Below are 13,114 nucleotides of genomic sequence, written 5' to 3' on the forward strand. Positions count from 1 at the left end.
CTGTGAACTCGAGGCAGATAACGCCAGCTTTTTAGAAGACTATTTAAATTTCCTAGGTGACATAAGCGAGAAGATAAATATCGACGAGCAGACAAGACTATCCGTTATCATCGCGTCTTTAGTGGTTAGTGGCGGTGCGCAAAGCTCTTTTAAAGCCTTTGTAAAAGCCGCGCTAAATGTCGGCATGAGCGCAAAGGCTGTAAAAGAAATTTTATATCAAGCAGTCCCATACGCAGGGCTTGGTAGGGTTGAGAACTATATATTTTTAGCGGACGAAATTTTTAACGAAGCTGGCATAAGTATCGAGGAAACGCCTAAAAAGGCAAGAGAGGGCAGGGGCGAGAGAGGCCTTGAGATACAAAGAAGGCTCTTTCCGGCAGTTGATAAATTTATCGCCTCAACGCCTAGTGACCAAAGGCATATAATGGAGTTTTTGTCACAAAACTGCTTTGGCGACTTTTATGCGAGAGATGGGCTAAATTTAGAGCTTAGAGAGCTTTTAACCTTTGTTTTCATCTCCACACTTGGCTTTGCAAAGCCGCAACTCTTAGGCCACATCGCGGCAAATTTTGGCATCGGCAACGACAGAGCAAAACTTATCAGCGTCGTGACAACTCTTATACCATTTATCGGCTATCCAAGCGCGCTAAACGTCCTTGCTGCCATAAACGAGATAAGCGTAAAATAGTAGAAATTTGCGATCTTTATCCATAAAATTTCATAAATTTAAGCCAAAATTTATTCTAGCGTTAAATTTGCGGTTGAGCTTGGTTGTAGAATAACTCAAAATAAATCATCCAAAGGAGAATATTATGAGTTTTCTATCTAAATTTAGCAAGGCTATCTTTGCAGTTGCAGTAGCTGGTGCGATCAGCGCTAGTGCATTTAGCGAGGGCGAGGACTACGTCAAGCTTGAAAAGCCACTAAGTGTCGGACAAAATACGCTAGTTAAAGTTTTCAGCTATGCTTGCCCATTTTGCTACAAGTACGACAAGAGCGTCACTCCAAAGGTAGTTGAGAAAATTCATGGCCTAAAATACGAGCCATTTCACCTAAAGACAAAGGGCGAATACGGCGAGGTTGCGAGCAAGGTTTTTGCCGTTCTTATCGTTATGGACGAGGCAAAGGGAGTTGGTTTATTTGATGAAAATTCACTATTTAAAAAGGCTAAATTTGCCTACTACAAAGCTTATCACGACAAAAAAGAGCGCTGGGGCGACGGAAAAGACGTTGAGGGCTTTTTAAAGACTGGGCTTGACGCAGCTGGCGTTAGCAAAGCAGACTACGAAAAAGAGCTAGCTAATCCAAAAGTAGCTGAGCTTTTAAAAATTTGGGATGAGAGCTATGACGTGGCTAAAATTCAAGGCGTGCCAGCGTTTGTCGTAAATGGCAAATACCTTATCATGACAAAGTCAATAAGCTCGATAGACAGCCTAGCAGCACTCATAGAAGAGCTCCTTAAAAAATAAGGCAACCGCATGAAATTTATAGAAAAAATGGCTAAATTTCAAGACTCACGCTTTCCTTGGGCGCTTTTAGTCTTTGTGAGCGTTGCGCTTGTTGTCATTGCGCATTCGCTCTTTCAAAACTACGCCTATATGCCACCTTGCGAGCAGTGCGTCTATATACGTTTTGCCTTTTTGTGTATGGCACTTGGCGGCGTGATAGCGATGATAAATCCAAAAAATTTGCTATTTGCCATCATCGGCTACGTCTTTGCCTTTTGGGGAGCGGTGCAGGGCATAATGTATAGCGTAAAGCTAGCCAAAATTCACGACGCGGTGCATGGCGACGATCCTTTTGGCGTTCAGGGCTGCTCGACTGAGCCGCACTATCCATTTGGCTTGCCGCTTGAGAAGTGGGCGCCTGACTGGTTTATGCCAACGGGCGACTGCGGCTACGACAGCCCTATGGTGCCTGACGGCGCGGTGCTAAGCGATCTTCAAAAGAGCATAGTGGATCTTTATGCAGACGGCTGGTATCTTGTGCCGTCTTCTAAATTTATGTCGATGGCGGATTGTACGCTGCTTGGTTTTGGCGTTTGCTTCATAGTGCTTGCTGCTATGTTTATCTCAAAACTATTGTCATATTTGAAATTCTAGTTGGCCCAAATTTGGGTCAACTTTAGATATACTGCCGCCCATGCGTATTAATCTAAAATCACAAAATATTAAAATCTACACGGTCATCTTGATCGCCAGTCTCTTTGTCATGCTCCTTGGGCTAAATATCTACAACAACGCCAAAGAAAAGGTTGTCGAGCTATCTGATAAAAACAACATCGCAGTTAGCAAAAACATCGTGAATAACTTTCAAATTTGGCTTGATGAGCGCTTAAATTCTCTTATAAGAGCGTCTAAATTTATCCAAAATGCTGACATCATAGGCGACGACGAAAAGATCGCAGGCTTTATCAGGCTCTTTAAACAAAATGAAAAAGAGTTTGATCTAATGCAAGTTTTAAGAGATGATGGCGAGATATTTGTAAATGGCGACAAGATCCCAGACTCAGTTATGTCAAAGCCTGAAAGGACGGGCCTTGTTTGGTACATCGAGACCAAGCACTCAAACGCTCCAAGCGTAAATTTCATACAAAATCACAAAATTTTAAACGACTCAACTCTAAATTTATGCGTCCCAGTGAACAAAGGGGAGAAATTTGAGGCGGCACTTTGTGGTGTTGTGCGGATAGAAAATATCTTTAAAAGCATTAAAAATTTCACCCTTGCGCCAAATTCTTACTCGTTTTTGGTAACTCATAGTGGCGAAATTTTGACTGCGATGGCTGATGAGGTCTTAAAAAAGCAGATCGAGGAGAAATTTAAAGAGTTATTTTTGAAAGACGAGGATATCACGAGCCTAAAGATAGGGCAAAATTTGATCCAAGTAGCCGAGATACCGAGCTTAAACTGGTTTATCGGCGCTGGCACAAACAACAAGGATGAAATTTCAGCCCTTACAAAAGAGGCGCTAAAAAATGCTCTAAATTTGCTTTTTGCCTTTGTTGCGCTCACCTTTTTGGCAAATAGCTTGCATAATTTTATGTACAACAAAGTAAAAAAGAGGCAAGACGAGTACGAGATGCTACTAGCTCACAGAGCCAAGATGAGCGAGGCTGGAGAGCTCATAAGCGGTATCAATCACCAGTTTATCCAGCCAGTAAATTCGCTAAAACTTATGCTAAGCTCAGCCATAATGCTAAAAAAAGAGGGCAAGCTAAGCGACGAGGAGCTCATAAATTTACTAGAAAAAGGGCAAAAGTCGGTTGAGCTGCTATCAAGCACGATAGAAATTTTTAGAAATTTCTATAAAGGCGCTGAAAATGTGAGCGAATTTGATATCCAAACGAGCGTGAAAAACCTGCTAACGCTCATGCACACGGAGCTTAGCCGTGCAAATGTGAGCGTAAATTTAAGCGGCTTTAAAGAGCTAAAAGTCCGCCAGATCGAAAACATCATCCAGCAAATTTTGCTGATATTAATACACAACGCAAAGGACTCACTAGTTGAGAGCTACAAAGATGAGCCGTTAAAGCGAGTGGTGCAGATAAAATTTATGACGATAGAAGATAAGTGCTACATCGGTGTTTACGACAACGGCAACGGAGTCGGCTACCAAATGAGTAAGAAAATTTTTACATGGCTAAACACCACTAAAAAGCAAGGAAATGGTATAGGACTTTACTTTGCTAGAAAGCTAGCACGCGAGAAGCTAAACGGCGACCTTAGGCTCGTAAATAACGCGAAACCAACGCTCTTTGAGCTATGTTTTGAAACAAATTTGAAGGACTAAATATGCAAGAGGCCCTAGAAATTTTAAAAAAGATATCTATCTTGGTTGTGGAGGACGACGAGATGGCAAGGGAGCTTATAGTAGGCGGCCTAAAGCCATACTGCGAGCTAGTCGTAGGGGCGCAAAACGGACAAGAGGGCGTGGAGAAATTTAAAAAACAAGGCTTTGACATCGTGATGAGCGACATTCATATGCCTGTGCTAAATGGCTTTGAGATGATGAACGAGATAAAAAGGCTAAAGCCACATCAGAAATTTATCGTCTTTACCTCGTATGATAGCGATGAAAATTTGATCAAGAGTATGGAGCAGGGGGCGACCTTGTTTTTGAAAAAGCCTATCGATATGAAAGATCTTAGATCGATGCTGATAAGCCTAAGCTTCGAGCGTGACGAGAAACTGGTACATCTAAGCCACGAGGTGAGCATAAATTTAAAAAAAGAGAAAATTTACAAAAACGGCAACGAAGTCTATCTAAGCTTCTTGCAAAACAAGATATTTTGGCTATTTGCATACAATCTAAACAAGCTTGTCACCTATGAGATGATAGAGGAGTTTGTCTATGATAGCACCGAGGTGAGTAAGGCTGCCATACAAAACGTCGTGCTGCGCCTAAAACGCGAGCTTGGCGTTAAATTTAAAAATATCAGCGAGAGCGGATATATCCTAGTTGTACCATAGTACAATATACAAAACTTTTAAAAAACATTACAATACTCCGAAAAAAATTAAATAAGGAAACAATATGGCAGCAAGGATTGGCATAATCAAAAGCATCTCACAAGGAGCAAATGTAGTCGCAGTAGCAAAGGACGGCACACAAAGAGTGCTAAAAGTAGGCGATGAAATTTACCTTGGTGAAACTATTCAAACAAACGACTTTGACTCAAAAGTAGTAATCACAGCAAACGACGGCAAAGATATCGCGCTTATCGGTAAAGATACTCTAAATTTAGACAAAAGCGTAGCTCAAAATGAGAGCTTTGGCGACGAGAGCATGGCTGATGTTAGTGCTATACAAAAGGCATTGTTAGACGGTGCAAACATCACAGATCTTGAAGAGACAGCAGCTGGTGGTAACGCAGCAGCTGGAGCTGGTGGAGATGGCGTAAGTCTAGGTGCTGCAAGCTTTGAAGAGGGTGGTCACTACTCAAACATTACTGATGATTATAGAAATTTACCTGATTCAAGCAGGGCTTTTCAAACTCCAGAAAACTCAATCGGTGGCTACAATGACGGCAATGATGCAGGCAATGTAACTCCTGTCTCACCAGTCATACCTCCAATCAGCGTTGATATCAAAACACTAAATGATAACTATGGAACTATAAAAGGCGATTACAGCCTAGACGACGCACGAAACGTACCTCGCACAAATGATGCTACACCAACTATAAGCGGCACAGTTGAGCCTACTGCTGTAAGAGCGGTTGTTAGCGTGCTTGACAAAGACGGACACGAAGTCTTTACAAAAACTCTAAATCCAAGCGACTATGCTGATGGTAAATTTAAATTTACAACTGATGAGTTAAGCGTAGATGGTAGCCATGATGGCGACTATAAAGTAAAAGTAGTAGCAACTGGAAGAGACGGCAATACTGCAACCGATACTGGTAGCTTTGTGCTTGATACAGTTGCAAAAATAACTATAAACGTTGAAACAGAGATGAGCCTTGTAAAAGAGTCTGAGATGAGTAGCGGACTAAAAGGAAGTTTTTGGTTTAACCATATCTATGAAGAAGGCGTAAGAGGCACTGAGCTAAGAGACTTTAAAAATAAAATACCTGGCGGTTTTGAAAATACAGAATATGCTCATAAAGGTATGAAGCAAAATGACTTTATCGAATACTATATGAACAACACTAAGCCTTGGGCAAGCTTTAAAGCAAAAGAGCTAAATTTCCAACAAGGTAAAGGTGGCGATAGAGATAACACTGATAACGACGCAGGAACGGTTTCTGGCCTTGACGGCGCTCACAATATGGTCGGCAAGATCGATCTTGATGGTAATGTAGTAACTCCAAATAGTGAGTGGGTAGCTCCAAATTTCAAAGCACTTGAGTATTTCATCGACAACGCAAAAGGTAGCTATACAAAAGAACGAGAAGCTCCTAATGGCAAAAACACAACAGCTGGCGCAATGGTAAATTTAAAAGGCACTATGTATCTTGAACCAGGGGATTATAAATTTGACGCAAAAGGCACTGATGATAGCGTGAGATTTAAGGTTGATGGTAAGACTATGATAGACTATAACGCTGTTGGTGCACCAAATGAAGGAATGACTACAACTTTACACGTTGATAAAGCAGGATACTACGACTTTGATATGAGCTATGCAAACTACATCTTTTGGGGCAAGCTAAAACTAACAGTTTCAAAAAATGGCGGACCTGCGAGCATACTTGGCTCAGAGGCAAGTGGCATAAAACTAAATTCAACTGACTTTGATAGTTACATAGATCCTGTAACAAGAAATGTCTATAAAGTAACTCAAAAGATCACAGGAACTGTTGATAATGTAGAAGATGGACAGATCGTAACTATCACATCAAGCACGGGCGAAACTCACACAGCAGTTGTCAAGGATGGCAAATACGAAGTTGAGTTTAAAACGATCGATCCAAAAGCAACTTACACAGCTAAAGTTAGCGACCTTGTAGGCAACGGGGCAGAGGCAGAATCAAGTAAGATAAATGTCGCGACAGACTTGATAAACGCGATAGATAATGACACAAGCGGTAGTGCTAACAACAAAGATGCAAATACAGGTATAGATGACGCAACTAAATATTATAAATTTACAATTGACGACATCACTCAAACTGATAAATTTTCATCTAATGCGCCACTACCAGTTCTAAGCGACAAGACTCCGACATTTACAGGAGAGATAGATAAAGACGCAGCTAGCGCTGAGATCGTTGTGCTTGATAAAGATGGACATAAGGTCTTTACAAAAGAGCTTAGCCAAAGCGAATTTGCAAATGGCAAATTTGAAGTTACATCTGATGAGCTAAACGACGGCAATTACAAGATCAAAGCAACTGCTATCTTTAAAAATGGCGAGAATAAAACAAGTAGCACGGTAGTGAGTGATTTTGTAGTTGATAAGACGCCAGTTACTATAGAAAACATCAAGGTTATAGAAGATGACAATGATGGGTTAAAGCATACGATCAATTGTAACCTCAAAAACTATAAGGACGGCTATAAGATCGAGAGCATAAACATGGTGAAAGGTAATGAAAACATTAATATTGTTGAATTTAAGATAGAAGATGGCGTGCTAAGCTTTAAATACGATCACAAGATAAAACTAGGCGATAAGATCGAAGTTGAGATGACTGATAAAGCTGGTACAAAATATACTCACGTAAATGAAATTTTAGTTCCAACTATGACGCAGTTTGAAAATAGTAACGATACAACTACGAATGCAAATAACCGCTCAGCTGAGAAAATTTGGGGCACTATGGAGATGAGCGAGAGTGGCTTTAGAGCTGATGGCTCAAGGATCGTTTCAAACGACGCTATCCCATACCTAAGAGCTGTGATCCCAGAAGATGCAACAGCTGGTAATGCTAGCAATAATCAAACTGTAAGTGAGTTTTTAAATAGCGGTAGAGGCATAACATGGGGCACTGGTGATGTTAGATTTGTAGCAACTAACGTTGATAAAGGTGTTTCAAAAGAGCTATTATCTCAATCGATAGAAAAACCAATAGGCAATGTAACGCCTGATCACTACAATAGACTTACAGGCTATAACAACAGACTTGATGGCGCTGGCAAGATGGCTGATGGCGTTTACGATATATCTATAAAAGGCAAATATCAAGGCGGCGATGAGCTACTTTACAACTCTATTAAATTTACGATCGACGCAACAGCTGCAACTATAAATAACTCAAATTTAAGCTATGACGCAGCGACAAATAAAACAACATGGAGCGGAAATTTAAGTGAAAATGGCGTTGGTGCAAGCTATACGCTAAAACAACACTTTGAAGAAGCAGTAAAAGGTATCAGCTTAAAAGATAGTATCACTATAAAAGACGCTGATGGCAACACTATCGTTGCGGACTCTGTAAAGCTTGATGAAAATGGAAAATTTGAAGCGGTATTTAACCGCGAAGTAAAAGAGAGCGACGTCTACTTGCAAATTTCTGATATCGCTAAAAATACAAGAGTAGTTGCAGAAAACAACAACGATAACGTTATCACAACGACTGAGGGCAACGATATCATAACCGTTGGAGATGGAAACAACACGATCAACGCAGGACGCGGCGAAAATGAAATTCGCACAGGCAATGGCAACAATGTAATCATCACTGGCGACAACAACGACGTCATAACCACAGGAAGTGGTAACGACTACATCGACGCTGGCAGAAGTGGCTATACTGGCATGAACAAAGGCGACCTAGTAAATGCTGGCGCTGGTAATGACAAAGTTGTATTTACCTTTGATAATCCAAGAGCAGCTCTATCTCAAAGTCTAGATGGTGGCACTGGTACAGATACGCTTATCATGCGTCCAGTGGCAAAGGATGGCACTATCGACTTTGATAAGATAGACAACAAATCTTTAACTAATGCGATCAAGAGTTTTGAAGAGATCCAACTTGGCATGGATGAGCATGGCAACGACAACCAAGATGTTAAGCTACTAAATTTAAAAGCGGATAATGTATTTAGCATCACTGACAATGTAAATACTATCTTAAAAATAAGTGGCGACAACAACGATAGCGTTTCATTAAAAGGATTTACTGAGGCTGCAAATCAAAATGGTGTTGAAGCTGGATATACAAGATATGAGGGTCAAACAAGCTCAGCTACTCCGACAACTATATATATAGATGTCGATAACGATATAAACAAACAACTTGTATAAAATTTGGGCCTATTGGCCCAAATTTATTTGAAATTTCTTCACAAAATTTACTCAAATCGCCATTTTTAGTACCATAGTACAATATACAAATTTGATAAAAAATACTAAAATGCAACAAAAATAAAAATAAGGAATAAAAATGGCAGCGATAGCCGGCATTGTAAAGAGTGTCTCATCTGATGTCATAGCGATAGACAAACACGACAAAGTAAGAGTTTTAAACGTAAATGATGAAGTATATATCGGTGAGACTATAAAGGGCGAGAGTGAAAGCGCAACTATCACGATCACAGCAAACGACGGAAAAGATATATCACTAAGTGGATACGACACGCTTTGGCTGGATCACGGCGTGGTGAGCGACGAGAAGATAAGCGAGAGCATAGATACTGATGGGCTATTTAGAGCGCTTCTTGGCGAGGACTATGCAGCGATCCTTGACCGCATGAATGAAAAGGTCGATGATATGTTTGCAGCAGCCAAAGCAGAGCAAAAAGATAGTGACGAGAGCGCTAGCTTGGCTGATAGCTCAAATTTAGAAAATAAAAGTGTAAGCCAAAATGATCTTTTAGCCGAAAATGAGCTAAAAATAGGCAGCAGCGAGCCAGCAAGCCAAAGCTTTGATAGTGCAAATTTTGACGCAACTACGATATATATCGAGATCGATAACGATCTAAACAAACTTTCATAAATTTGAGCCTCTTGGCTCAAATTTCTTATCCCAAAAATTAACTAATATCCCTTATAATAAGCCAAAATTTACAAAAGGAAAACGATGAAGAAAATTTTAATCATCGCAGGCTCTTGCAATAGCGGCACAGCAGGGCTTCAGGCTGATATAAAGACATGCGCTAGGCTAAATTGTTATAGCGCAACGGCGGTCACTTCGCTAGTTGCTGAGACTACAGACGCGATAAAAAGCGTAGTTTGCTTAGAGTCTAGCTTTGTTAAAGACGAGCTTAGCACGCTTGCTGAGGAATTTAGCTTTGATGCCATAAAGATCGGTATGCTCTTTAGCGAGGAGATAATGGACGTGGTGCATGAGTTTTTGCTCACTCAAAAGTGCAAGATCGTGCTTGATCCAGTCTGCGTCTCAAAGAGCGGCCACAAGCTCATAAAAGATAGTGCAGTAGAGAAGCTAAAAGAGCTAATGAGGCTTGCCACCGTCGCCACACCAAATTTAGACGAGGCAAACGTCCTTTTTGGAGGGAATTTTAAAGATCTGCCTTGCGATATCATCGTGAAAAAGCATGTAAGTGAGGATAGCAGCATAGATACGCTTTATAGGAAAGATGGCTCACTGCAAAATTTCAAAACTCCGCTTGCTAGCCCGCTTGTGATGAGCGGCACTGGTTGCACTTTCTCAACGGCGCTTGCTTGCTACCTTGCAAAGGGCAAGAGCTTGGAGGAGGCCATAGGGCTTTCAAAAGAGTATATCTGCTCCATTATAAAAGAGAGTATCGACACAAAGCTAGGCAAAAACCGCCTACTTTGGCACGGAGCGAAGTAAATTTAAGCCTAAAATTTAGGCTTAAATTTGATAGTTTTTAAACTACGCCTCTAATATCGCTCCATTGCTTGCGTTTGTGACTAGCTTTTGATACTGCCTTAGCCAGCGAGAGGTTAGCGCTTTATCGACTGGCTTAAATTCAGCTCTTCTCTTTGCGATCTCAGCTTCGCTTAGACGAACGTTTATCTCGTATTTATCGACGTCTATATCGATGATGTCGCCATCTTGTAGCAAGCCTATCATGCCGCCCTCGGCTGCTTCTGGGCTTACGTGACCGATGCTTAGACCCCTTGTCGCCCCGCTAAAGCGACCATCTGTGATGAGCGCTACGTCTGCGCCAAGTCCTCTTCCCATGATGAGCGAAGTAGGGCTTAGCATCTCTTGCATGCCAGGGCCTCCGCGTGGGCCTTCGTAGCGGATGACGACGACGTCACCTTTATCGACTTTGCCGCTTGAGATGCCGGCAATCGCTTCATCTTGTGAGTTAAAGCAGACCGCTTTACCGCTAAATTTACGCTCGCCAACGATGCCAGCTGTCTTGATGACACAGCCTTGCTCGGCTAAATTTCCAAACAAAATGGCAAGTCCGCCGACCTGAGAATAGGCATTTTCCACCTTGTGAATGACGCTTTCGTCTTTGATGTCGCTGGCACGTACGCGCTCGCCCAAAGTCTCACCGCTAACTGTTAGGTTGTCCAAATTTAGCATGCCATGGTCTCTGCGTGAAATTTCTTTTATCACTGCATTCATACCGCCAGCTCTGCCGACATCCTCCATATGCACGTTTGGCAAGCTTGGGCTGATCTTAGCGATGTGAGCGATGTTTTGACTGATCTTGTTTAGCTCTTTGATGTCTAAATTTACGCCAGCTTCTCTTGAGATGGCTAGCATGTGAAGGACGGTGTTGCTGCTGCCGCCCATCGCCATATCAACGACAAGCGCGTTGCGGATCGCCTTTTCATTTAGTATGTTTCTTATCTTAAATTTCTCATCAAGGGCGATCTGGCAAATTCTACGAGCAGCCTGCCTGATGAGCTCCTCACGCTCTGGAGTTAGCGCTAGGATGGTGCCGTTGCCAGGGAGTGCTATACCCATCGCTTCGCAAAGTGTGTTCATGGAATTTGCCGTAAACATACCGCTACAGCTTCCACCACTTGGACATGCGTTGCACTCGATATCTCTTAGCTCAGCCTCGTCTATCTCTTTGGTCTCAAATTTACCAACCGCCTCAAACGCAGTCGCAAGGTCGATCGGCCTGCCATCTTTTGTGTGACCTTTTCTCATAGGGCCGCCGCTTACGAAAATGGTTGGGACATTGACCCTTAAAGCGCCCATAACCATGCCAGGGACGATCTTGTCGCAGTTTGGCATACAAACAAGTGCGTCAAGTGCGTGCGCGTTCATCACGGTCTCAATAGAATTTGCGATGATCTCGCGGCTAGGCAAGCTATATAGCATGCCCCCGTGCCCCATCGCGATGCCATCATCCACGCCGATGCAGTTAAACTCAAACGGCACACAGCCATTTTTGCGAATTTCATCTTTTAAAATTTGTGCGTATTTGTTTAAGAAAAAATGCCCTGGTATGATCTCTATAAAGCTGTTTGCAACGCCGATAAATGGCTTATTAAAGTCCTCGTCTTTTAGCCCAGTCGCACGTAAAAGTGAGCGGTGTGGGGCTCTTGTGTAGCCTTTTTTGATTATGTCGCTTCTCAAATTTGATCCTTTTTTTAAAATTTGAGAGGATTTTATCACATCTAAAGTATCAAAAATTTTAAAGCTTGGCCGCACGTGGCAGCCAAGTAAATTTAGTATTCGTCAAAGAATTTTTGAATTTCTTTTGTGTCGCTCGTCTTTGTGAGGGCTAGCATGAGTAAAATTCTAGCCTTTTGCGGGTTTAGATCGCTTGCTGTGATGAAATTTCCATTATCATCCATCTTTTTACTGCTATCCACGTAGCCGCTGCCGACGATCGCGCTTCTTACTATCTTTATGCCTTTGGCGTTTGCCTCTTGAAGCACGGTAAATACGTTGTTGTGGATACTGCCGTTACCTGTGCCTGCGTGGATGATGCCCTTTGAGCCGACATCTATCAGGTGTTTTGCGATATCGCCGTAGTCATTTGCGTGTGAGTAGATGATATCAACCCTTGGTAAGGCCTCTAGCTTGCTTACATCAAAGACGCTGCTTGCGGTGTGTTTTTTGAGGCTTTTTGTGCTGTAAACGACCTTGCCATAATAGACTCTGCCGATGGCGCCGGTGTTTCTTGACTTAAATGTATCAACTGATGAGGTGTTTGTTTTTGTAACCTCTCTAGCGGCGTTGATCTCGTCATTTAGCACGACTAAAACGCCGTTTCCAAAGCTCTCTTTGCTGGCTGCCACGCTTACTGCGTTATATAAATTTAGCGGACCATCAGCGCTCATAGATGTGGCACTTCTCATAGCACCTACCAAAACGACGGGCTTTTCTGACTTGACGACTAAATTTAAAAAGTATGCGGTCTCTTCAAGGGTGTCGGTGCCGTGAGTTATGACGATGCCGTCCACGTCTTTGCTGGCAAGTAGCTCATTTACGCGTTTTGCGAGTTTTAGCCAAATTTCATCAGTCATGTTGTTTGAGCTGATGTTGGCGACTTGCTCGCCTTTTACATTTGCTAAATTTGCTATCTCTGGCACGGCTTTGATGAGGATATCGATGCCAAGTTGGGCAGCGTCATATTGGGCGTTTGTCGTACCACTAGCGCTCCCTGCGATCGTACCACCTGTGGCTAAGATGACGACGTTTGGCTTTGCATAGAGCGAAGCAACTAGAATGCAGATTAGTAAAACTAGCTTTTTCATAGCTATCCTCCTAGTAAGAAATTTTACGCATTTTTAAATTTTCGTAATACCAAACCAAGCAAATAGA

The 13,114-nt window shown here is 42.2% G+C and carries 10 protein-coding genes; 8 read left to right on the forward strand and 2 right to left on the reverse strand.

Translation table 11 applies throughout. The annotated features are described in order from the left end of the window. The 8 genes from Q0296_RS03585 to Q0296_RS03620 form a co-directional block, all read left to right on the forward strand. Positions 1–688: carboxymuconolactone decarboxylase family protein (locus tag Q0296_RS03585; RefSeq protein ID WP_298036625.1), on the forward strand; the 688-nt coding region annotated here is incomplete at its 5' end. A 124-nt stretch (positions 689–812) separates the two neighbouring features. After that, a complete protein-coding gene (locus Q0296_RS03590) occupies positions 813–1,469 on the forward strand; it encodes a thiol:disulfide interchange protein DsbA/DsbL (RefSeq protein ID WP_298036628.1) in 657 nt (218 codons plus the stop codon). Between the two features lie 9 nt (positions 1,470–1,478). Continuing rightward, positions 1,479–2,102: a protein-disulfide oxidoreductase DsbI gene (gene dsbI / locus Q0296_RS03595; protein ID WP_298036630.1), complete on the forward strand. Its 624-nt coding sequence runs from the start codon at positions 1,479–1,481 to the stop codon at positions 2,100–2,102. 40 nt (positions 2,103–2,142) lie between these two features. Next, on the forward strand, positions 2,143–3,792 hold the full coding sequence (locus Q0296_RS03600) for a sensor histidine kinase (protein WP_298036632.1): 1,650 nt from the start codon (positions 2,143–2,145) through the stop codon (positions 3,790–3,792). Between the two features lie 2 nt (positions 3,793–3,794). Further along, positions 3,795–4,472 carry a response regulator gene (locus Q0296_RS03605; RefSeq protein WP_298036635.1) on the forward strand — a complete coding sequence of 226 codons (678 nt, stop codon included), beginning with the start codon at positions 3,795–3,797 and terminating at the stop codon, positions 4,470–4,472. A gap of 64 nt (positions 4,473–4,536) precedes the next feature. Then, a complete protein-coding gene (locus tag Q0296_RS03610; protein ID WP_298036638.1) occupies positions 4,537–8,694 on the forward strand; it encodes a retention module-containing protein in 4,158 nt (1,385 codons plus the stop codon). A 139-nt stretch (positions 8,695–8,833) separates the two neighbouring features. After that, a complete protein-coding gene (locus Q0296_RS03615) occupies positions 8,834–9,385 on the forward strand; it encodes a hypothetical protein (RefSeq protein ID WP_298036640.1) in 552 nt (183 codons plus the stop codon). An 84-nt stretch (positions 9,386–9,469) separates the two neighbouring features. Further along, positions 9,470–10,204, forward strand: coding sequence for a hydroxymethylpyrimidine/phosphomethylpyrimidine kinase (locus tag Q0296_RS03620; protein WP_298036642.1), 735 nt, complete (start codon positions 9,470–9,472; stop codon positions 10,202–10,204). Between the two features lie 42 nt (positions 10,205–10,246). Here Q0296_RS03620 and ilvD read toward each other — a convergent pair whose 3' ends face one another. Then, positions 10,247–11,920, reverse strand: a complete 1,674-nt coding sequence (gene ilvD / locus Q0296_RS03625) for a dihydroxy-acid dehydratase (protein ID WP_298036645.1) — start codon at positions 11,918–11,920, stop codon at positions 10,247–10,249. A 92-nt stretch (positions 11,921–12,012) separates the two neighbouring features. Beyond that, positions 12,013–13,047: a type II asparaginase gene (locus Q0296_RS03630; protein WP_298036646.1), complete on the reverse strand. Its 1,035-nt coding sequence runs from the start codon at positions 13,045–13,047 to the stop codon at positions 12,013–12,015. Between the last annotated feature and the right edge of the window lie 67 nt (positions 13,048–13,114).

The organism is uncultured Campylobacter sp. (genome assembly GCF_937890585.1).
Classification (GTDB): Bacteria; Campylobacterota; Campylobacteria; order Campylobacterales; family Campylobacteraceae; genus Campylobacter_A.

Bases quoted from the DNA above. Each gene is read 5' to 3' on its own strand.
- Q0296_RS03590 (WP_298036628.1), top strand. From the start codon at position 813: ATGAGTTTTCTATCTAAATTTAGCAAGGCTATCTTTGCAGTTGCAGTA.
- dsbI (WP_298036630.1), top strand. From the start codon at position 1,479: ATGAAATTTATAGAAAAAATGGCTAAATTTCAAGACTCACGCTTTCCT.
- Q0296_RS03600 (WP_298036632.1), top strand. From the start codon at position 2,143: ATGCGTATTAATCTAAAATCACAAAATATTAAAATCTACACGGTCATC.
- Q0296_RS03605 (WP_298036635.1), top strand. From the start codon at position 3,795: ATGCAAGAGGCCCTAGAAATTTTAAAAAAGATATCTATCTTGGTTGTG.
- Q0296_RS03610 (WP_298036638.1), top strand. From the start codon at position 4,537: ATGGCAGCAAGGATTGGCATAATCAAAAGCATCTCACAAGGAGCAAAT.
- Q0296_RS03615 (WP_298036640.1), top strand. From the start codon at position 8,834: ATGGCAGCGATAGCCGGCATTGTAAAGAGTGTCTCATCTGATGTCATA.
- Q0296_RS03620 (WP_298036642.1), top strand. From the start codon at position 9,470: ATGAAGAAAATTTTAATCATCGCAGGCTCTTGCAATAGCGGCACAGCA.
- Q0296_RS03630 (WP_298036646.1), bottom strand. From the start codon at position 13,047: ATGAAAAAGCTAGTTTTACTAATCTGCATTCTAGTTGCTTCGCTCTAT.